The sequence below is a fragment of the Ferrigenium kumadai genome, from assembly GCF_018324385.1.
Lineage (GTDB): Bacteria > Pseudomonadota > Gammaproteobacteria > Burkholderiales > Gallionellaceae > Gallionella > Gallionella kumadai.
This window is the reverse complement of record NZ_AP019536.1, coordinates 2,448,449-2,468,955: the sequence shown is the minus strand read 5'-3', so window position 1 is coordinate 2,468,955 and position 20,507 is coordinate 2,448,449. Positions and strand designations below refer to the sequence as shown.

The following is a 20,507-nucleotide window of genomic DNA, read 5'->3' as shown; positions in this document are numbered from 1 at the left end:
CCCTCACTGCGCAATAGAGGCGGCAATTGGGTTCTTCCGGCCCCACGCCGGTGCAGCATGACCGGCCCTTCGTGCTTCACGTTCCTGAGCTCGAAGATCGAATTGAGCGACGCAGCAGCTTGGAATGCCCCCCAGCTCGAGAAGCTACATCTATACAATCTTCATTACTTTGATGATCTTAACGCCTCCAGTGCCATTGAGCGTTCGGACTGGCACAGGGCGTTGATCGACCGGTGGGTGGCGGAGAATCCGCCGGTGGGAGGGGCGGGATGGGAGCCGTACCCGCTTTCACTGAGAGTCGTCAACTGGATCAAATGGTCGCTTTCAAAAAATGCACTAAGCCACTCGGCGATTCATTCACTGGCGATCCAGGTCCGATATTTGACAACACGGCTGGAGCGGCATTTGCTCGGCAACCACCTGTTTGCCAACGCCAAGGCTTTGGTATTCGCAGGTTGTTACTTCGAAGGTGATGAGGCTGCAGAGTGGCTCCGCTGTGGCATGCGAATACTTGAAGGCGAGATTTCAGAACAGATCCTTGCGGATGGGGGGCACTTCGAACGCAGCACCATGTATCACGCACTCGCGCTTGAAGACATGCTGGACCTGTTGAATTTGTCGAGGATGTTTCCTGACGTATTCCACGAGTGGCGGGAATTGGTTGATAGGTTGCCTGCGGTGGTGGAGCAAATGAAGAAGTGGCTCGCTGCAATGTGCCACCCGGATGGCGAAATTTCATTTTTCAATGACGCGGCGATAGGTATTGCGCCACCTCCAGAAGAACTTTTTTTGTACTCAAACAGGCTCGGCTGCACGTGTGAAACAGCGACGGTAGACGGGGTCACTTGGCTGAAAGAATCCGGCTACATACGTGTTCAGGATGGTGATACTGTCGCCATCCTGGATGTTGCCCCAGTCGGTCCGGATTATCTGCCAGGGCATGCTCATGCGGATACGCTGAGCTTCGAACTCTCGGTCGGGAAGAGGCGCGTGATTGTTAATTCCGGCACATCCCGTTATGGGCTGGGCCCTCAGCGGGAACATCAGCGATCTACCGCTGCCCACAGTACAGTTGCCATTAATGGCGAAAATTCTTCAGAGGTTTGGGCGGGATTTCGCGTGGCACGGCGTGCCTATCCTTTTGACGTCACGGTTGAAGAGACAGATGAAGGGATTTGTGTCAGTGGATCTCATGACGGCTATCGCCGTTTGCCGGGCCGGCCGGTGCATAGAAGGCAGTGGACGATAAGAGATGGTTTCATCGAGGTATCCGACCGTATAGAAGGCGATTTTTCGGAGGCCGTCGCGCGATACTTTCTACATCCCGATGTCCAGGTTGAGCGAGGTGTCGGGAAAAGTTCGGCCCGGCTAGGGGATATCGGGCTGGCCTGGAAGGCAGAGGGCGCGCTAATGCAGGTCGTGGAATCAGAGTATTTTCCTGAATTCGGGATTGTGTGCCCATCGTCATGCATCGAGCTAAAGGCATCCAACAGCCAGTTCGGATTTCATCTGGATTGGGGCGTGCGATGCCCGGAAACTGGATTGCGCCAATGAAAATATTATTGCTCACTTTTTATTATAGGCCCGACCTCAGTGCGGGGTCTTTTCGCGCGACGGCGTTGACAAAAGCGCTAAAGGAGGTCGATCCCTCGGCAGAAATACATGTGGTGACGACACTGCCGAATCGCTATCAGTCCTTTAGTCAGGATGCCTTGGCGTTCGAGCGGGAGAATGGGATTACTGTCGATCGTATCGCCCTCCCGTCTCACAAAAGCGGAATGATTGATCAGTCGAAAGCTTTCTGGTCCTTCGCAAGACAGGTCCGTCAAATCGTTCGTGACAAGCAGTACGACCTTGTCTTTGTCACATCAAGTCGGCTTATGACGGCGGCCTTGGGGGCCTATATAGCGTCCAAGAAAAGGGCGCCGCTGTATCTTGATATCCGCGACATTTTTGTCGATACGATCAAGGACGTGTTGCCGAGGCATTTTGCCATCCTGGCCAAACCTGTTTTTGCACTATTGGAGCGCTGGACGGTAAACCGCGCAAGCAGGGTGAATCTGGTATCGCAGGGCTTTGCCGGGTATTTTCGGGAGCGCTATCCCGATCAACACTTCTCCTTTTTTACCAACGGGATCGATGATGAGTTTTTGTCGGCGGCCCCTCGAATGCTGCAGGAACGCCAGGGAGGCGCGGTAGAAGTGCTCTATGCGGGAAACCTGGGGGAAGGGCAGGGATTGCACGCGATCGTTCCCGATTTGGCAAAAAGAATGCACGGACTAGTGCATTTCAAAATCATCGGGGACGGGGGAAAGAAGGATGCGTTAAGGACGGCACTGGCCACAGCCGGCGTGGACAACGTTGAGCTACTGCCGCCAATGAGTCGGACGCAATTGATCGAGGCCTACCAGGTTGCGGACGTGCTGTTCCTGCATTTGAATGATTACGATGCGTTCAAAAAAGTATTGCCCTCGAAGCTCTTTGAGTATGGAGCAATGGGCAAGCCGATTTGGGCGGGTGTCTCCGGTTATGCTGCCGAATTTGTGCGTGCCGAGCTGGATAATTCGGCGGTGTTCCAGCCATGCGATGCAGCAGAAGCCGTGCGTGTGTTCAGCCAACTCCGGTTGCAGAATGAACCTCGGGACAGATTTGTTGCCAAGTTCGCCCGAATGAACATCGCGAGGGAAATGGCCGCCGATATCATGGAGTTGGGTAATGAGCGAAAATAGACCGAAAGTGCTGGTAACTGGTGCCAATGGATTCGTCGGTCGAGTCGTGTGTGAAGAGTTGAGGGCGGGCGGGTATTTCGTGCGAGTGGCCGTGCGGTCTCAATCCCATTACCCCGGAATTGAGATTGTCCATGTGGGAACTGTCGATGGGCATACGGACTGGCGCGAAGCAGTACGCGGTATTGACGTGGTCATCCATTTGGCGGCACGGGTGCATGTAATGCATGATGAAGCGGCCGATCCGCTGGAAGAGTTCCGTAAAGTGAATACGACGGGAACCGAGCAATTGGCACGGACCGCCGTTGCGCTGGGAGTAAGACGTTTTGTGTATGTCAGCAGCATCAAGGTGAATGGTGAGGTAACGCATGGCGAGGAGCGCTTTACCGAGAGGGATGTGCCCGCTCCCCAGGATCCATACGGAGTATCCAAATGGGAGGCAGAGCAGGCGTTGCATCGCGTCGCTGAGGAAACGGGGCTAGAGGTTGTGATCGTGCGCCCCCCGCTTGTATACGGCGAGGCGGTGAAAGGCAATTTTGCACAGATGATGCGGGTAGTCGCGCGCGGACTCCCTTTGCCGTTTGCTTCTGTGCGTAATCGGCGTGATTTGATCTATGTCGGCAATCTGGCTGACGCGCTGGTCGCTTGCGCCGTGCAACCTGAAGCTAAAGGGCAAACCTATCTCGTGAGCGACGGGGAAAGCATCTCTACTCCTGATTTGCTGAGACTATTGGGAAGTCTAATGGGCGTTAAATCACGGGTGTTCCATTGTCCGCCAACGTGGCTGAGATTGGCAGGAATGCTAGTCGGCAAGTCCGCGCAAATCGAGCGGCTTCTGGGGTCGCTGCAAGTGGACAGTGGTAAAATCTGCCGCGAGTTGAATTGGAAACCGCCTTATACTTTGCAGCAAGGGTTGCATAAAACCATAGCCGCAACTTTAGACAAATAGCGTTTGATAAAGCCAAGGAAGAATGCAATGACACAAGCAGCGGAAGAATTTGAAATTAGCCTCAACGATATATGGCAGACGATTAAGCGGTATAAACAAACCATTCTGATCGCTCCGGTCGTTTGCGGAATTGCAGCATATGTTCTGGTTTCGTTTGTGATGGCGCCCAAATGGGAGGCTTCCGCCATTTTCCGGATTGGGCAGATCGGGGGCGAAAAAACAATAGAGTCCGCTGGGAGCGTTATGGCAAGGATGCAACATCCTACATTTGCGGCGGATGTGATGAGCCGGACAAAATTGGCATCGGCTGATTTGCGGGATGCAAAGAATCTCTATGAAGACTCACTGAAGGTCAAGAAAATTGACAATGAGGATCTGGTCGAGCTCAAGGTGTGGGGATACTCCCCCGAAACGGCGCGTGCTTTGGCGGCCAACAGCGTAAGTTACTTGCAGGAAATTGAAAACGACAAGCTAACAGGGAGCGTAGCAAGTATCAAAGCGCAACTTCAGCATGTTGATGAAGAAATCCAGAAAATCGTGCTGGAGAGGGATTTCATGAAGAAACAATTGCATGGGGACCGCAATTGGAATTCATATACGGCCACGATTGCGGCAACTGTTCTTGAGGATGAGTCAAAACAGCTGCGGGACCTGGAACAGCGAAAGCATGAGTTGACCGAACAATTGCGTCCATATGCCACATATGCAACAAAGGTAATCGGGGGCGTTTGGGTTTCTGAAAGACCGGTGAGCCCCAAGAGGTCTGCCATTGTCGGCATGGCGCTATTGCTTGGGTTGTTCGGGGGGCTCGCCATTGCGTTTGTACACAATGCGCTGAGCAAAAGCAATGTTGATTCGAAGTGTTGATGCCGCTGCCGGTCTAACCAATGATCCATTACGCACCACTGATTTCCGCCCTGGTTTCCATCCTGTTGATCTCTTTCTTGCTTTCCAGCAAGGCGGGGAAATCCATTCAAGATATTCCTAACGAGCGTTCCCTGCATTCCGCACCCATCCCCCGAATAGGTGGAGTAGGACTGATGGCAGGTACGCTGTCGGGCTGGATATTTGTCCCGGGTGTATGGGTATGGTGGGCGGTGTTGCCGATGTTGATCCTGTGCGGCGTTTCACTGCACGATGACATGCGAGGCCTTCCCGTGCGTCAGCGCTTGATGGCCCATTTCGTAGCCGCTGTCCTTTGGATCGCCGGTTCCGGTTTGCTTACGCAATATGGAATATGGGTAGGGGTGGTGGCGTTGCTGTTCGTGGTATGGATGACCAACCTCTATAACTTCATGGATGGTTCGGATGGACTGGCGGGAGGCATGGCGCTGTTCGGCTTTGCGTGCTATGGCGTTGCGGCGCTGATCGCTCATGACGATACGCTTGCGATGCAGAACTTCTGCATCGCAGCGGCGGCGCTGGGCTTTCTATACCATAATTTCCCCCCTGCGAAAGTATTCATGGGCGATGCCGGTTCCATCCCGCTTGGTTTTCTTGCTTCAGCGATGGGGCTGTGGGGGTGGCAGCAAGGCCATTGGGCGGCGTGGTTTCCGTTGCTGGTGTTTTCGCCCTTTATTGTGGATGCCAGCGCAACGCTGGTGAAGCGAAGCCTGCGAGGGGCGAAGGTAACCGAGGCTCACCGTGAACATTACTATCAGCGCGCGATACAGCTGGGTTGGGGGCATCGCAAAGTGGCGTTGGCAGAATATGTTTTGATGGCGAGCGCCGGCGTTAGCGCACTGTGGGCATTGCGGAGGGACGACATGGTGCTAGTCATCGCACCGCTGTGGCTGGCAATCTATATTATTCTGATGCGCTGGCTGGATGCGCGTTGGCTGACCCGGGCAGGCGGGTAAGCGATAGATTTTGGCGAAGGAGGACGAGCGCGTACCGGGGAAAAGGCGCGGCGAGTCCTGTGCTGCGGGCCACTGCATACGCCATCAATAACTAAAAATTGACGATTTGATTGTGATGAACTTAACCAAAAAAAGAATACACAATTTGCGTGTGGCCTTGGCCGTCCTCCACGATTTCGTGGCAGTGATGGCGGCATGGACGCTGGCCTATTTGTTGCGATTCAACTTCGATTTGCCGGATGATTTTGAAGCTGAATTACTCCGTACCATGATCTGGGTGGCACCACTGCAAATGCTGATTTTCTGGCGGTTTGGTTTGTATCGAGGTATCTGGCGCTATGCCAGCACCGCTGATTTGCGTCACATCATACTGGCAATATTTATGTCTGCCGCGGCCATCCCGTTGCTGTTCTGGATGTTGCGCCTCGGCTTGGTGATACCCCGTGCGGTGCTGGTGATCAATCCACTGTTGCTGATCCTGATGATGGGGGGGAGCCGTTTTATATACCGTATGTGGAAGGAGCAGGGGCTATACGGCGACATCAAGTTGCGCGGCGAGCCGGTGCTGATCCTGGGGGCAGGTGACGCCGCAGTCAGCCTTGCCAAGGAATTGAACAAGAGTAATGACTGGCGGCTGGTGGGATATCTCGACGACAACCGTGAGCAGCATGGCCTTACGCTCAATGGCGTTCGCGTGCTGGGACCGCTGGATGACATGCCCTACTGGACCGAGCGGATGGGAGTGTCACAAGTCATCATCGCGATGCCGTCTAGTTCGCATCAACAGCGCAAGCGGGCCATCCAGTTATGCAATGCTGCAAAGGTGAATGTCCTGACGGTGCCGTCTTTTGACGATCTTATGAGCGGGAGGGTAGCGGTCACGAAGCTGCGACCGATCGAACTTGACGACTTGCTGGGACGCGACCCGGTTCAACTGGACGATGCTGGGTTGCATGGCTTGCTGACCGGCAGGGTCGTGTTGGTTACCGGCGCCGGCGGTTCCATCGGTTCTGAGCTGTGCCGTCAGATTGCCCGCTTCGCGCCGGCACAGCTGGTGCTGTTTGAGTTGTGCGAATTCGCGCTGTACACCATCGAGCAGGAACTGAGTCGAAGCTTCCCCGATCTGGACTTCGTCTGCCTGGTCGGCGATGTGCGCGACGCGGCGCGTGTGGACGAAGTGATGGGTATGTATTGCCCTGCGGCGGTATTCCATGCCGCGGCGTACAAGCATGTGCCGATGATGGAACAGCACAACGCCTGGCAGGCGATCCGTAACAACGTGCGGGGCACTTGGACTGTGGCACGGGCTTCACAGCGCCACGGCGTCGGCAAGTTCGTGTTGATTTCCACGGACAAGGCAGTGAATCCGACCAACGTGATGGGAGCCTCCAAGCGGCTGGCCGAAATGGTGTGCCAAGGTCTGCAGCGGGAAGATGGAACACGCTTTGTTATGGTGCGCTTCGGCAATGTGCTGGGCAGTACTGGCAGCGTGATTCCCAGATTCCGCGAACAGATCGCCGAGGGGGGGCCGGTTACCGTCACCCACCCCGAGATCACCCGCTACTTCATGTCTATCCCGGAAGCGGCCCAGTTGGTGCTTCAGGCGGGTTTGATGGGGGAAGGCGGTGAGATCTTCGTGCTTGATATGGGTGAGCCAGTGAAAATCGTCGATTTGGCCAAGGACCTGATCCGACTGTCCGGCTTTAACGAAGAGGAAATCAAGATCGAGTTTACCGGCCTGCGGCTTGGCGAGAAGCTGTATGAGGAGTTGCTTGCAGACAACGAACACACCCTGCCCACGCCGCATCCCAAGTTGCGCGTCGCCCGTGCGCAACGGGTCGATGATATCTGGTTGGGAGCGCTGCTGGAATGGACGGACTCTGTCACCATGCCGGATAAAGAAGTGCGTACCGCGTTGAAGAAGTGGGTGCCGGAATATCATCCGAACGAAGGGGGTAATGGCGCATGAAATTGTCAGGCGCTGAACTCCAGCGCTGGACTCGACCGCCGTTGCGGATGAGTACCATATTGATCGGATTCACGGTGCCAATTTCAGTTGCGCTGGATAATCTGCTGCTGGCCGTCGTGCTTCTGGGGGCGATTTTCAATGCGCGGGCTGTCTGGCAGTTGGGCGCACATCATCCCGTCGCCCGTGCGGCCTTGTTGCTGTTCGGTTGGCTGTTTGTTGCCATGTTTTATGGCACAGCTTCGCTGTCAGAGGCGGCAGGCATTCTTGGCAAATACCTGGACTTGGCTTTCATTCCGTTGTTCATGCTACTGCTTACCGGACCAAGGGAGAGGCAATGGGCGCAATATTCCTTCCTGGCCTCGATGGGGCTGACCTTGTTGCTGTCTTATCTGGTGGGCTTGGGCATACTTGCGCCGCAGCACTGGATGTGCGCGGATGCCGGGACAGCCAATCCGGTTATCTTTCATAGCCACATTACGCAAAACAACATGATGGCGTTCGCGGCCTTCCTTGCGCTGCTCAATATGCGTAAGGCCTTCTCCCGACGTGCACAGCTGGCATGGGGGGTGTTCGCCTTGCTGGCGATGGTCAATGTGCTGTTCATGGTGCAGGGGCGAACCGGCTACATGATCCTCTCGATATTGCTCGCATGGTCTGCCTGGTCAGCATTGTGTGGTTACTTTCGTTCTCGCGGAAAGGTTTGCGGCTGGAAACAGGGTCTCGGGCTGTTGCTTGCCCTGGTCGGATTTGCGCTGGCAGCCTATTACACATCGCCGCGCTTGTCCGAGCGGGTGAGTCAGGTGAGCGCGGAATACCAGGTCTGGCAACCGAACCGGGGCGGGGACAGTTCTACCGGATTGAGATTGGATTTTTATTACAACACGTTGCACATAGTGCAACAGCACCCGTTGTTCGGCGTCGGGACAGGTGGTTTCCCTGAAGCCTATGCGCAGCAGACACAGGGGAAAGATGTAATGAAAATTCGGAATCCTCACAACGAATACCTGATGATTGCGGCGCAGACTGGTGTGTTCGGACTGCTGTTGCTGCTGCACCTGTTTTATGCGCAGTGGCGAAATGCACCGGGACTGGACACACCATTTGAACGGGATGCCGCACGTGGACTGGTGCTGGCCTATATGGTGAATTGTCTGTTCAATTCCGCGTTGCTGGATCATGCGGATGGCCTGTTCTTCGCTTTCATGACGGCTGTGTTGTTCGCCGGAATGAATCGGGAGAAAAAAATTGGCTAGGCTTTCGGTCATCCTAATCACTAAGAACGAGGCAGCGAACATACGTGCCTGTCTGGACTCGGTGGCATGGGCGGATGAGATCATCGTGGTTGATTCCGGCAGCACGGACGGGACAACGGCGATCGCGCGTGACTTTACGCAGCACGTCTATGAACACGACTGGCCCGGTTTCGGTCCGCAAAAGAATCGTGCGCTGGATTACGCGACCGGCGAGTGGGTGCTGTCACTGGATGCCGACGAGCGGGTGACGCCGGAGTTGCGGGCGGAAATCACTGCGGTGCTTGCAAGCCCGCGCGCCGAGGGTTACCGGATTCCCCGCCTGTCCAGTTTTTGCGGACGTTTCATGCATCATTCCGGCTGGAGACCGGACTATGTGCTGAGGCTGTTCCGGCGCGATAAGGGACGATTCAGCGATGCGCTGGTCCACGAAGCGGTGCAGGTTCATGGGCGTGTTGAGGATCTGAAGCATGACCTGCTGCATTTCAGTTACCGCGATTTTGACGATGTGCTGGCCAAGCTGAACGGATATTCAAGCGCCGGCTCGGAAATGCTGCAGCGTCGCGGCAAGCGTGGCGGCCTCGCTTCCGCGCTATTTCACGGGTTATGGGCATTCATCCGCACATATTTCTTGCGGGCCGGGTTCCTCGACGGGCGTGAGGGATTCATGGTCGCGATCATGAACGCCGAAAACAGTTACTACCGCTATATCAAACTGTGGCTGAAGCAAAGGCATTGATAGGGATACAAACTTAGGGTGTATCCAACTGACGGATCATCGGCACCATATCCCGGGCTATCATCGAGTTGGCGTAGTCGGAGATATGATCGCCATAGCTGTATAGAAACTTCCCTTCGCGCGTCACCGCGCACACATTATTCGGCACGTCGCACAACAATGGCGCGGGGTCGTAAATCACCAGGCCCGGATGACGTTGCTGCAAGGCCTTGACGAATTCCCTGTAGATTCTTGTTCCTTCCATATGCGCGGCGTAACTTACTGTGCAATGAGGATTCTCCTTGCGGCGCAGAAACTGGTTTAATGCCGGACTGGATGTGGCTCCGCCGCTGATGCAACTGCGCGGATCCGGGAAGGTCGGGTTATCGATGATGAACACCACGCGTTTGCCTGCATGCTCCAGCGCGGCGACCAAGTGGCTGTAGCTATCGAGTGGCGGCGGGGGCTGAATGTTACTGGAGATAAACCCGGTATCCTTGTCCAGCGAAAATATCCCTCTGAGCGCGACGGCAATACCTACGACCCGGATAGCCGGGTTGTCGATGACCGCTTGCAGCGCAAGGTGATTCTTGAGTTCCTGCTTGTTTTCCAGATTCGGATTAGGGCCGGGCGGGGAGACCGATCCAATCATCAGCCATTGCATGTTTGCCGGCGATTCCCGCACTAGTCCATAGAACAGCGCCTCGGCCTTGCTGTCACCGAGCAGTGCGTAACGGGGTTCCTGCGCGCCGCGCAAACAATACTGGAACAGGGATTTTTTCGATTCGCTCAATCCGCACTCGTGCTGCAACCTGTCCCGGTCGGCGCCAAGGACCAACGTGGCAGGATCACCGTTGAGCATGTCGAGTTTGCGAGTCTTGATGCCGTCAAGTTTCCTGACGGCCTCCCCAGTGAGAAGAAGCGCAATCATCGCTATGCTGAGCGCAAGTACGATGCTGCGGGATCGCGGCCTGGAACGGATCGGCCGCTCAACCAGTTTCCAGGTCAGCCAGGCCAGGACGAAACTTGCTGCGACTAACACCAGCCGGATGGCCGGTTCAGGCGTGGCGGATTCCATGATCCGTGCAAAGGAAAGCAGCGGCCAGTGCCACAGATACAGCGGGTAGCTGATCAATCCGACCCATACCAGCCAGGGATGCGACAGGAGTTGCCTGTTCAATCGGGTTGTTTCTCCGGCCTGGATCAGGCAGGCTGCGCCCACTGTAGGGAGCAGTGCCCACGCGCCGGGGAAGGGGGCACGGTTGTTGAGTACGACGATACCCGACACTATCAACGCCAAACCGAACCACGCCAGCAGTTCGCGTTGCAAACCGTTCAGTGTGAATTTGCGTATGGCTTCGTGTGCCAGGACTGCACCCAGTGCCAGTTCCCAGAAGCGGGTCAGCGGCGAATAGAAATCCGCCACCGTGTCGTTCCGCACCACCATCATGCTGTAGAAGAACGATGCGCCCAGCAGGGATGGGAGCATCCAGCCTGCGTGGTGAGGTTGGCGCCACAGGAAAGCCAGAATCAATGGCCATGCGATATAGAACTGTTCCTCGATGCCGAGCGACCAGAGGTGCAAAAGTGGCTTGGTATCGGCGGCGTTATCGAAATAGCCCGCTTCTTTCCAGTAAAGGATGTTGGAAACGAAGCCGGCGCCGCCTTCGACATGTTTGCCGAGCTGTTCGTATTCGCCGGGAGACAAGATTAGCCAGCCCATGCCCAGGCAGGCAAACAGTACTACTGCCAGCGCCGGGAAAATGCGTCTGACGCGGCGGGCATAGAACGTCTTGATGCTGAACGTCCGCGACTCGAGCTCTTCCCAGATATGTTTGGAAATCAGGAAGCCGGAGATCACGAAGAAGATATCCACCCCGATGAAGCCGCCGGGTACCAGTACGGGAAACGCGTGAAACCCGATTACCGACAATACCGCAATGGCGCGCAAGCCATCGATGTCGGGGCGGTAATCCGGCTTCAGATAGGAAATGCGCGGAAGCTGTGACATGAACTGGTGATGGCCTCAATCAGTGCAGGCTGGAAAAGCGGCCTGCCGGGGATGGCCTTTCGGTGAGCTTTTGCATACCATGCGGGTCTTTGAATTCGAGCCCGGATTATACCGGCTCCAGCCCTCTTTCATGGCAGACGGAAAAATGAAGTTGTTGCATGTCGTGCGCCGCTACGGTCCAGTCGGCGGTATGGAGCGTTATGTTTGGGAGCTGACCCGCGAACTGGCCGCGCTCGGCCATCGGGTCGAAGTGGTGTGCGAGCGTTGCCATGTCGAGAAACCGCCTGGCATCAAGGTAGTCGAGCTGGGTGAGATAGCCCAGCGTCCGCGCTGGCTGTCGTATCTGCGGTTTGGCCGCAGTGTGGCGCGCTGGCTTCGGAACAATCCCCATCCTGGTTGGCTTATCCACAGTCATGAGCGGCTTGGCATGCACCAGGTCACCACCTTCCATGGCCCCCCCTTTGCCAGTGTGCGCGAACGGCCGTGGTGGAAAAAGCTGTCGCTGCGCGTAGCGATGCAACTCTATCTGGAGCGCCGCGAACTGGCGACGGCGCAGGCCATCATTCCGAACTCGGAGTTCATACGTCGCCAGTTGGCGCACTATTATCCCGAGTATGCCGGCAAGCTGACTGCGCCAGTCGTGCCCGGCGTGTTGCCCGGTCCGGTGCGGGAGCCGCATCAGGTCGAGCCGGGCGGGGGCGTGATCGGATTCGTCGGGCGCGAATGGAAGCGTAAGGGGCTGCCGCATGCGGTCGAGATTGTTTCGCAATTGCGCTGCGCGCGGCCGAACCTTGAGTTGTGGGTGGTCGGGCCGCGTCCCGAAGAGGTGCAGCACCTGTTCGCTGGTTGGTCCGGCGGCTACCGGTTACTGGGCTGGCGTGAACAGGCACCCTATGTTGAGTTCGATGTATTGCTGCACTCGGCGCTAGCCGAGCCGTACGGCATGGTGATCTCCGAAGCGATGTCCGCACGAGTTCCGGTGGTGGTGTCTGATGTGTGCGGGGCAGCGGCGCAGGTTGGTCCCGAGGCCGGCGAGGTCTTGCCATTGTCGGCCTCCCCCGATGTCTGGGCCGGTGCGGTCGAACGGCAACTGGCCCGCGGGGGGGCGGTGCCTCAGTTCGTGCGCGGCTGGGATGAGGTCGCCAGGGAATGCGAGCCCATTTATTTGTCGACAGGCGCATCGCCGCAGGCAGAGCCGCGGCATAGCAGGTAGATTTCGTCCCCGGCCAGTTTGTAGGTCTCGGCGACTCTGCCGGCGCGCTCGTCCGGTACTGGCGAAAGCACAAAACCATCATCCCATCCGGCGGGCGGATGCACCAATGGTGCTTGAGGGAGGCGTCCCGCATCGATGTAGCCGGTGATTGACAGGCCGATCGAGCGGCTATCGTTGATATACAGAGGGAAGCCCTGCGTGCGCTCCACGATGGTTTGTGCGGCCTGCGCATAGTTCTCCCCGCGGTAGTGGCTCTGGTAGTAGGGGAACAGGATCAGCGCGAACACGAACTTGAAGGCGATGATGCTGGCGAACCAGCGTAACGCCAGGGTTCTGCCGGACTCTCCTGCGCGCCAGATGATTCGTGCGCCGACCAGCGCAACCAGGGGATAAACCGGCAGCAGGTAGCGGATCCCCCCCTGCGGCGAGAGCCAGTACGGCGCAACGGACAGGGCCGCAATAAACAGTCCTGTACGGAAGACATCCGGCCGCGTTTCCGGGAGCATCAGGCGTTTGCGCCACCACAGGTAAACGGCGAGCAACACCGTCGGCGATAGCCAGATGGCCGTTTCAAGCGGATAGGTGACGAGTCTTGCGAGGTATCCGGCGCCGTCCTGGATCGAAATTTTTTGCACGATCTCGCTCAGCATGCCCGCACTGTGTCCGCCCGCATGTGGCAGCGAAGTGAACCACGCGAACGGCACGGCCAAGGCCAGTGCGAGAATGAACAGCGCCGTCGGCGACAACAGGAAGCTGCGCGCGGGCCGTTGCCACAGCAATACCAGGCCCACTGTGCCGTAGAAGATGTACGCGGTGAAGGCCTTGGACAACATCGCGCAGCTGACCAGCAGCACGGAAACCAGCAGCCAGCCCTTGTGCCGCTCCAAGGCGGCGATCCACAGCGTGGCCATCGCGCCGAAGGTGAAGAAGGCGAAGACCGGGTCGGTGTAGCTGAGCCAGCCGCGATAGAGCAGCAGGTCGGCTAGCGACAAGGCGGCCAGCGCGGCAAACAGGGCGAAGGATTTATCGGCAAACAGCCTCCGGCCCAGCCAGTATAACCAGCCGGCCATGCCCAGCGTCGCGGCCACCGACACGGTGCGGGTGGCAATGGCGACATGCTGCCAACCGATCAGATTGGCCAGCGGCATGATCAGCCAGTTCACCAGCGGCGGGCGCCCGTTGTCGGCGCCATACATGATTTGTTGTAGCCAGTTCTGGCTGTGCCACATCTCCATCGAGGTGATGGTGTAAATTCCCTCCTCGCCCGTCAGATAGAAGAATAGGGTGGGCGCGAAGCTCAGGGCGCCGAGCAGCACCAGCCAGAGGGTCAGTTTTTCAGGGTTGCGGTTCAGCATGGATGATTATCTTTTGCGGAGGACGAAGCGGCTCATCAGGAAGGTGATGGGAACGGTCGCGGCAATCACCCCCACCATTGCCAGCGCGGGCGCTACGCCGCTTTGTTCGACCAGCAGCCAGAGTATCAGCGCACTCAGGCAATACTGGCTGATGTATACGACAGGGAATGCGAGGAAAGTGGCAAGGCTGACGTGTCGCTTGAAGACGAAGCGGATATTCAGGAAATAGGAAATCACGATGCCGGTGCAGTAAGAAAGCGAATAGGCGATCAAGTAGGGAAAGAAGGCGAGCAGCAACAGGTACAGCAGGTACGTCGACAGGGTGTTGGCCGCACCGACGATCAGGAAGCGTGCAAATTCTCCGTGTATACCTTGCATCCGGCGCGGGACTTCCATATCAGGACTGCTTGCCGACCAGCGCCTTGAATTCGGCGTAGTCCCTGATGTAGTCGGCGGCGTCGTAGTAGTCGGAGGCGAACACCAGCAGCACGGCATCGCTGGAATACTTGTATTGCGTTCCCCACACCATGGGAGGCAGGTAGATGCCGAGTTCGGGCCGGTCCAGCAGGTACTCGCGGCGGTTCTTGCCGTCGTCCGCGACCACCGAACAGCTGCCCCTGACGCAGATGAGGAACTGCTGGCAATGCCGGTGTGCATGTTCGCCGCGGACCTCGCGGCTGGGCACGTCGAACACCAGGAAATAGCGTTTCGGTATGAACGGGATGGAGCGCTCGAACTCGCCTACGCTCAGAGTGCCGCGCATGTCCTCGATGCGCGGCAGTTCGTGCAGGGTGACGCCGTCGACCTCGGAGGGAATGACCCCTCCGGTTATCGTGCCCGGCGTGGCTGGCGGGACATCCTGTGTGCCGACGTAGCCGATGATGCGTGCCGGGTTGCCGACGGCGATGGCGTGGGGCGGCACCGAGCGGGTGATCACCGCGCCGGCTCCGATCATCGCACCCGCGCCGATCTCCAGGCCGGGCAGTATGGTCGCATTGGCGCCGATGGAAGCGCCCTTGCGCACGACGGTCTTCGCGAACTGTTCGGGATATATCTTGCTGCGCGGGAAGCGGTCGTTGGTAAAGGTGGCATTCGGGCCGATGAACACATCGTCCTCGACGGCCAGTCCGTCCCACAGCTGCACGCCGCATTTCACCGTGACGCGATCGCCCAAGACGACGTCATTCTCGATGAACACGCCGTCGCAGATGTTGCAGTCCGCGCCGACGACGGCCTTGGGCAGGATGTGCGCGAAAGCCCAAACCCGGGTGTTGTCACCGATGCTGGAGGATTCGCAGATTGCTTTTTCATGCACGAAATAATTTGCCATGACTACTTCCCGATCGAGTTATTTCTTGTCCGTGCCGTCGAATTTCTGCTCGAGCATGACCACCGAAAGCGGCCGTCCCTTGGTGTTCTCGTAGGCGCGCCAGGCATAGGCCCCGATGATGCCGAAGCCCAGCGAGTTCAGGGCGCCGAAGAAGATCACCGTCAGCACGGTGGCGGCATAGCCTGGTACGGCAATCCCGCCGAGGATCTTCGCAAGGATGATAATGGTGCCGAGTATCGCCGAAGCGATGATGCCGAGCAGGCCGAACAGGCTCAGCAACTTGATCGGCAGGTCAGTGAACGAGAACACGCTGTCGAGCAGGTAGTTGATCTTCTTCTTCAGTGTCCATGCGCTCTTTCCGTGCTGGCGGATGCGCCGGTCGTAGGAAACCTCGGCACGGCGGAATCCCAGCCAGAAGATCAGACCGACCAGCGAGCTGTTCGCTTCCTCCAGCGACAGCAGCTTGTCGCGGAATGTCCTGTTGCAGCCGAACACGTCCACGCCCTTCTCCGGGATGTCGTGGATGATGAATTTCTTGTACAACTTCCAGAACAGGTCGGAGGCGATGCGGGTGAGCAGCGGGTCCTCGCGGTTCTCCCTGCATCCCACCACGACATCGCAATCTCCGGGGATGAGGCGTTCGAGGAACTGCAGCACCAGTTCCGGCGGCTCCTGAAGATCGGCGGCGATAACGCCGAAGTACTGGCCGGTCGCGGCCTGAAGCCCGGTGCGGATAGCCGCAAAGGAACCGAAGTTGCGCGAGTGCAGCAGCAGCTGCGAGGCGAACGGCGCCGCAGGCAGCGATTGCGCGAGGACGGCGTAGCTGTTGTCGGGGCTGCCGTCCACGACGAACACCACCTCGACCGCGCAATCGAAATCCTGCCTGGCCTTGTGCGCGACGTCCGACAATGCGGCGATCAGCGTTGGTATCGATCCCTCGTTGCGATAGACGGGGATCACTACGGAAAGGGCGTTCACCATGAGTTCACGCGCGCGATGATGAAATCGACTTCGTCGTCCGCCATTTCCGGGAAGCACGGCAGCGTCAGCACCTCGCCGCATGCCTGCGCGGTGACGGGCCGGTCCACGCCTTCGAACAGATGGCGGCAGGCTTCCTGCGCATAGTCGGGAACCGGGTAGTGGATATCGCAGGGGATGCCGGCACCGGCAAGGTGCTGCTTCAACCGGTCGCGCTCGGGAGTCCGGATCACGTACAGATGGGCTACGTAATCATCGCCGTGAATTGCCGGAACGGTCACCTTCGGATGTTCGATTCCTCGGGAATAACGCGCGGCGATCTCTCGGCGGCGCGCATTCCACTGGTCGAGCCGAGGCAGCATCACACGCAGCACTGCTGCCTGCATCTCATCCAGGCGGCTGTTGCGACCGCCGGGAAGCTCGGCGTGGTACTTGCCGCTCCAGCCATACTGGCGCAATTGCCGGACCTTGCCGGCCAGGTCGTCGCGCGAAGTGACGATGGCACCGCCATCGCCTAATGCGCCCAGATTTTTCGTCGGATAGAAACTGAAGCAGGCAATGTCCCCGAATGAACCCGCCTTGCGGCCGTCCCGCACCGCGCCGTGCGCCTGGGCGCAGTCCTCGATGACGGGTATGCCGCGGGCACGCGCCAACTCAATCACTTGCCGGATATCGCCGAGCAATCCGTAGAGATGGGTGACGATGATGGCGTCGATCTTTTCGTGCTCCAGTATGCGCGCGACGTCGGCCGTGTCCACGAGCAGCGTGTCGGGGCGCACCTCGGCATAAACCGGCTTGGCGCCGGCTGCCAGGATGGCGACGGTGCTGTACATCCCTGCGTTCGCCACGGTCAGAACGGCCTTGCCTTCGCCGATGTCTAGCGCACGCAGCGCTAGTTCCAGGGCGTCCGTCCCGTTCGCCAGCGACACGCAGTGCTTCGCGCCGCAATAGGATGCAAACTCCGCTTCGAAGGCGGATACCTCGGGGCCGAGCACGAACCACCCGCTGCGCAGCACGCGGTCGATGGCGGCGCTCAGTTCAGTTTGCATGGAAAGAGTGTGCCGACCGAGATCGTTTATCGCTTTCAAAGGTTGCATGGATTCAGTTACAGGTTCTGGACGTAGGGCACGTCAAAATCGGAATATCCGCCATTTTGCCAGAAATCCCGGAATATCTTGCGGTATCAGGTTGGGGCGGCTGACGCTCAATCATTTAGACCGAACGTGGATACGAGCCCGCCAAAAAAAGCGGCGGACTGTCATAACGGCGAAACTATGAATTTTCTCCTTGTTTGTCTGGACAGTGCTTCAGGCGACTTACGTCCCTTGCCACCTTTTCAAGCTCGCCGGTGTCTTGTGCATGGCTCGACCGATAGCGGTTTCGCGAGGCTCGTATCTTTTCCAGATGAACATCAAGATTATCCGAATTTAGCCTGGCTCCCCAATCGGCCGGGACACTGTCTGCCATGCCGGAGAACATGCGCTGCACGACATTCCTCCCCAATTCCGGGGTGTAATGTGACGAATCGGTGTACCAGCGCATGGTTCGGGGGTCTGATGAGACTGGCACCTCTTCACCGGAGACTTCATCATAGCCGCTGAAGTCCCATATCGGCAGAGGTGGCCTGTTGAACAGCAGCGCCACTTCTTCATTGATTTGAACCAGTCTGCGTTTCCAGTCCTCCCATTCATCCCACAGCCCCGCGGCAGCCAGTGTCTCCCATTGCCGTGCGTGCGATGGTGAAACGAATAAGCGCAGATCCACTTGATGCTGGTGCGCCAGCTTCACGATCTCGCGAAAATCATCAAGCGTGTCCCCCCCTTTCTTTTTCGTGAAGGAAAAAGCGCATTCCGGGTACGGCAGATATTTTTCCAGCAGATACATGCGTTCATTGGCGGCGAACTGCTGCCGATAGCTTCCGGCATAACGAGATAGGTCCTGCGGAGTGCGGAACCCGTCGGCATAGCAGCAGTCTCCGTCTGCAGGCCCTTTTCGCCGCAATGCACGCCATGAATCCGACAATGTACTGACAGACAACATCAGACTGTAAGGGCGTAACGGGCTGTAATTTTCCTCGACATAATCCGAGGGCGGTACAAACAATGCATTGAAGGCAAAAAAGTCGAGACCGAGGATCGCTGTCTGCGGATTACCCTGCGTTACGGCGAGTTCCATTAGTTGACGTGTTTCGCGTATCGGCTGTCCGAAAGTCGCCAGACTGAGAACACGCTTGCCTTCAAATTCCGGATAGCCCCTGCCGATCCCGATATCCGTACGTGACGATCCCAGTACCACCATGTCAGACTTGGCTCGTGCCAAGGCGACGGTTTTGAATACGCGCTCGTTCATTATTAGCATCGGTGCAGACCGCTCCAGCAGCTTCTCATGCTTACGGTAGATACCATACGGATCGATCCACCAGTTGAAGCCGGCGATCATGCAGGCCAGCGATAGCACTGAGACCAGGAAGTGAGTGAGGTAGCGGCGCATGGTCAGAACTGGAAGTACAGGAAGTCACGTACACGCGACATGAAAGAAAGCGACAGAACGAAAATCAGTCCCGAAGCCCATGCAAAACCGGCGTTGAAACGCCAGCGCAAGCGAGACCCGGCGATCTCGGCCTCTTCCAGCGCCGGGCGGTAATGCCGCAACATCTGCTGTACATTGGGCAGCCACCAAACGATCATTAATCCCAGGATGATGAGGATCAATGCGCGGTCCGGATTCACCTTGGAGAGCGGTGTCAGTCCGTTCATGGCGACGTTCTCCAGCCATTGCGGATGGGTCTCGTTGAGATGGCGCCAAGCCGACTCGGATAGCGACAATCCGTTCTGCCCCAGCATGCCGGACAGCATTGAAATGGCTGAGGTGAAACTCTCGGCACGGAAGAACACCCAGGCTACAACTACCGCCAGAAAGGTGAGTGCGATGGAGAGCAGACGTCCAGGTGTGCCGCCATTACCCAGTCCCAGCCTGTGCTTGAAAGCCCGCCAGGCGTGATTGATGACGAGATAGACGCCATGCAGGCCGCCCCATATGACGAAGGTCCAGCCGGCACCGTGCCACAGGCCGCCGAGCAGCATGGTGGCAAACAGGTTCATGTAGCGGCGGAATTTGCCCTTGCGGTTACCGCCCAGCGGAATGTAGAGATAGTCGCGCAGGAAGCGCGATAGCGTCATGTGCCAGCGCCGCCAGAAGTCGATGATGCTAGTGGCTTTGTAGGGCGAATTGAAGTTCAGCGGCAGGCGCACGTTGAACATCAGCGACAGGCCGATGGCCATGTCGGAATATCCGGAGAAGTCGAAGTACAGTTGTAGGGTGTAGCTCAATGCGCCGATCCATGCCTCAAAGAGCATCGGTTGACCGCCTGCCTCCGCGGCCGAGAAGATCGGCCCGGGGAATTCAGCCAGCGAATCGGCGATTAGCACTTTCTTGGCAAGCCCGAGCAGAAAGATCGTCATTCCGAGGGCGAATGTTTCGCTATGGAAAAGGAAAGTCGAGGGGCGGGCGAACTGCGGCATCATCTCCTTGTGGTGCAGCACCGGTCCCGCGATCAGGTGCGGGAAATAGGTCACGAACAGGATGTAATGGATGAAGTTGTATTCCTTAACCTCGCCGCGGTAGGTGTCGACCAGGAAGGCGATCTGGGTGAAGGTGAAGAACGAGATGCCCAGCGGCAACATGATCTCGCCCAGGCCCCACGATGTCCCCGCCACATCGTTGACGCTGCCGACGAAGAAGTTGGCGTACTTGTAATAGGCCAGCAATGCCAGGTTGGATGCGATGGCCACGATCAACAGGCGTTTCTTGCGCACCTCCTCGCGCCGCACACCCGCCTTGGCGATCCACAGGCCGAAAGCGTAGTTGCAGACGATGGAGCCCAGCAGCAGGCCGATATAGGCCGGGTTCCAGTAACCATAGAAGAACAGCGACGCCAGCGCCAGCCAGCCGGCAGCGAAGGTGTGATTGATCCTTGCCAGCCAGAAGAAGCCGAACAGCACGACCGGCAGGTAGGCGAAGATGAATGCGTAGGAGTTGAACAGCATGGTGCGCTAGCGGCTGGGTTCAGTCCGCAGGCGGACACGCAACGTAAGTTTCATCGGAGTGCAAAGGAAATCTGGTACGCTATTTTACAGGCAAACATCATTG

At 57.6% G+C, this 20,507-nt stretch carries 17 protein-coding genes; 9 read left to right on the top strand and 8 right to left on the bottom strand.

Annotated features, from left to right (window positions below; genetic code table 11):
* Positions 1-102 precede the first annotated feature (102 nt).
* The 8 genes from FGKAn22_RS11955 to FGKAn22_RS11920 all read left to right on the top strand — a co-directional run bounded on the left by FGKAn22_RS11955 (position 103) and on the right by FGKAn22_RS11920 (position 9,492).
* A complete protein-coding gene (locus tag FGKAn22_RS11955; protein WP_212785859.1) occupies positions 103-1,554 on the top strand; it encodes a heparinase II/III family protein in 1,452 nt (483 codons plus the stop codon).
* Positions 1,551-2,729 carry a glycosyltransferase family 4 protein gene (locus FGKAn22_RS11950; protein ID WP_212785858.1) on the top strand — a complete coding sequence of 393 codons (1,179 nt, stop codon included), beginning with the start codon at positions 1,551-1,553 and terminating at the stop codon, positions 2,727-2,729. The genes FGKAn22_RS11955 and FGKAn22_RS11950 overlap by 4 nt, the downstream gene beginning before the upstream one ends.
* The gene (locus FGKAn22_RS11945; RefSeq protein WP_212785857.1) at positions 2,716-3,675 is read left to right on the top strand and encodes a UDP-glucose 4-epimerase family protein; all 960 of its coding nucleotides are present in this window, start codon (positions 2,716-2,718) and stop codon (positions 3,673-3,675) included. The genes FGKAn22_RS11950 and FGKAn22_RS11945 overlap by 14 nt, the downstream gene beginning before the upstream one ends.
* A 27-nt stretch (positions 3,676-3,702) precedes the next feature.
* A complete protein-coding gene (locus FGKAn22_RS11940) occupies positions 3,703-4,542 on the top strand; it encodes a Wzz/FepE/Etk N-terminal domain-containing protein (RefSeq protein ID WP_212785856.1) in 840 nt (279 codons plus the stop codon).
* Between the two features lie 20 nt (positions 4,543-4,562).
* Positions 4,563-5,534 carry an MraY family glycosyltransferase gene (locus FGKAn22_RS11935; RefSeq protein WP_212785855.1) on the top strand — a complete coding sequence of 324 codons (972 nt, stop codon included), beginning with the start codon at positions 4,563-4,565 and terminating at the stop codon, positions 5,532-5,534.
* Positions 5,535-5,649: 115 nt separating this feature from the next.
* Positions 5,650-7,503 (top strand): polysaccharide biosynthesis protein, encoded by a 1,854-nt coding sequence (locus tag FGKAn22_RS11930; RefSeq protein WP_212785854.1) that lies wholly within the window; start codon positions 5,650-5,652, stop codon positions 7,501-7,503.
* Positions 7,500-8,756: an O-antigen ligase family protein gene (locus FGKAn22_RS11925; protein WP_212785853.1), complete on the top strand. Its 1,257-nt coding sequence runs from the start codon at positions 7,500-7,502 to the stop codon at positions 8,754-8,756. Before FGKAn22_RS11930 ends, FGKAn22_RS11925 begins: the two co-directional genes overlap by 4 nt.
* A complete protein-coding gene (locus FGKAn22_RS11920; RefSeq protein ID WP_212785852.1) occupies positions 8,749-9,492 on the top strand; it encodes a glycosyltransferase family 2 protein in 744 nt (247 codons plus the stop codon). The genes FGKAn22_RS11925 and FGKAn22_RS11920 overlap by 8 nt, the downstream gene beginning before the upstream one ends.
* 13 nt (positions 9,493-9,505) lie before the next feature.
* On the opposite strand, the gene FGKAn22_RS11915 is transcribed toward FGKAn22_RS11920, so the two are convergent.
* Complete coding sequence (locus tag FGKAn22_RS11915) at positions 9,506-11,482, bottom strand: acyltransferase family protein (protein WP_212785851.1); 1,977 nt, start codon at positions 11,480-11,482, stop codon at positions 9,506-9,508.
* Between the two features lie 79 nt (positions 11,483-11,561).
* Here FGKAn22_RS11915 and FGKAn22_RS11910 point away from each other — a divergent pair, with 79 nt between their 5' ends.
* Positions 11,562-12,695, top strand: a complete 1,134-nt coding sequence (locus FGKAn22_RS11910; protein ID WP_343214988.1) for a glycosyltransferase family 4 protein — start codon at positions 11,562-11,564, stop codon at positions 12,693-12,695.
* Here the strand turns inward: FGKAn22_RS11910 and FGKAn22_RS11905 are convergent.
* From FGKAn22_RS11905 to FGKAn22_RS11875, 7 genes are all read right to left on the bottom strand, one after another.
* On the bottom strand, positions 12,644-14,050 hold the full coding sequence (locus tag FGKAn22_RS11905; protein WP_212785849.1) for an ArnT family glycosyltransferase: 1,407 nt from the start codon (positions 14,048-14,050) through the stop codon (positions 12,644-12,646). The genes FGKAn22_RS11910 and FGKAn22_RS11905 overlap by 52 nt on opposite strands.
* 6 nt (positions 14,051-14,056) lie before the next feature.
* Positions 14,057-14,446: a GtrA family protein gene (locus FGKAn22_RS11900; RefSeq protein WP_212785848.1), complete on the bottom strand. Its 390-nt coding sequence runs from the start codon at positions 14,444-14,446 to the stop codon at positions 14,057-14,059.
* A 1-nt stretch (position 14,447) separates the two neighbouring features.
* A complete protein-coding gene (locus FGKAn22_RS11895; protein ID WP_212785847.1) occupies positions 14,448-15,380 on the bottom strand; it encodes a WxcM-like domain-containing protein in 933 nt (310 codons plus the stop codon).
* 18 nt (positions 15,381-15,398) lie between these two features.
* Positions 15,399-16,361, bottom strand: a complete 963-nt coding sequence (locus tag FGKAn22_RS11890; RefSeq protein ID WP_212785846.1) for a glycosyltransferase family 2 protein — start codon at positions 16,359-16,361, stop codon at positions 15,399-15,401.
* Complete coding sequence (locus FGKAn22_RS11885; protein WP_212785845.1) at positions 16,355-17,407, bottom strand: DegT/DnrJ/EryC1/StrS family aminotransferase; 1,053 nt, start codon at positions 17,405-17,407, stop codon at positions 16,355-16,357. The genes FGKAn22_RS11890 and FGKAn22_RS11885 overlap by 7 nt, the downstream gene beginning before the upstream one ends.
* A gap of 223 nt (positions 17,408-17,630) precedes the next feature.
* Complete coding sequence (locus tag FGKAn22_RS11880) at positions 17,631-18,848, bottom strand: hypothetical protein (protein ID WP_212785844.1); 1,218 nt, start codon at positions 18,846-18,848, stop codon at positions 17,631-17,633.
* A gap of 2 nt (positions 18,849-18,850) precedes the next feature.
* The gene (locus FGKAn22_RS11875; protein ID WP_212785843.1) at positions 18,851-20,404 is read right to left on the bottom strand and encodes an MBOAT family O-acyltransferase; all 1,554 of its coding nucleotides are present in this window, start codon (positions 20,402-20,404) and stop codon (positions 18,851-18,853) included.
* Between the last annotated feature and the right edge of the window lie 103 nt (positions 20,405-20,507).

Coding starts and splice junctions, on each gene's coding strand:
- FGKAn22_RS11930 (WP_212785854.1), top strand. CDS start 5,650: ATGAACTTAACCAAAAAAAGAATACACAATTTGCGTGTGGCCTTGGCC.
- FGKAn22_RS11890 (WP_212785846.1), bottom strand. CDS start 16,361: ATGGTGAACGCCCTTTCCGTAGTGATCCCCGTCTATCGCAACGAGGGA.
- FGKAn22_RS11945 (WP_212785857.1), top strand. CDS start 2,716: ATGAGCGAAAATAGACCGAAAGTGCTGGTAACTGGTGCCAATGGATTC.
- FGKAn22_RS11875 (WP_212785843.1), bottom strand. CDS start 20,404: ATGCTGTTCAACTCCTACGCATTCATCTTCGCCTACCTGCCGGTCGTG.
- FGKAn22_RS11935 (WP_212785855.1), top strand. CDS start 4,563: ATGATCCATTACGCACCACTGATTTCCGCCCTGGTTTCCATCCTGTTG.
- FGKAn22_RS11915 (WP_212785851.1), bottom strand. CDS start 11,482: ATGTCACAGCTTCCGCGCATTTCCTATCTGAAGCCGGATTACCGCCCC.
- FGKAn22_RS11910 (WP_343214988.1), top strand. CDS start 11,562: ATGCGGGTCTTTGAATTCGAGCCCGGATTATACCGGCTCCAGCCCTCT.
- FGKAn22_RS11940 (WP_212785856.1), top strand. CDS start 3,703: ATGACACAAGCAGCGGAAGAATTTGAAATTAGCCTCAACGATATATGG.
- FGKAn22_RS11885 (WP_212785845.1), bottom strand. CDS start 17,407: ATGCAAACTGAACTGAGCGCCGCCATCGACCGCGTGCTGCGCAGCGGG.
- FGKAn22_RS11905 (WP_212785849.1), bottom strand. CDS start 14,050: ATGCTGAACCGCAACCCTGAAAAACTGACCCTCTGGCTGGTGCTGCTC.
- FGKAn22_RS11900 (WP_212785848.1), bottom strand. CDS start 14,446: ATGGAAGTCCCGCGCCGGATGCAAGGTATACACGGAGAATTTGCACGC.
- FGKAn22_RS11895 (WP_212785847.1), bottom strand. CDS start 15,380: ATGGCAAATTATTTCGTGCATGAAAAAGCAATCTGCGAATCCTCCAGC.
- FGKAn22_RS11880 (WP_212785844.1), bottom strand. CDS start 18,848: ATGCGCCGCTACCTCACTCACTTCCTGGTCTCAGTGCTATCGCTGGCC.
- FGKAn22_RS11950 (WP_212785858.1), top strand. CDS start 1,551: ATGAAAATATTATTGCTCACTTTTTATTATAGGCCCGACCTCAGTGCG.
- FGKAn22_RS11925 (WP_212785853.1), top strand. CDS start 7,500: ATGAAATTGTCAGGCGCTGAACTCCAGCGCTGGACTCGACCGCCGTTG.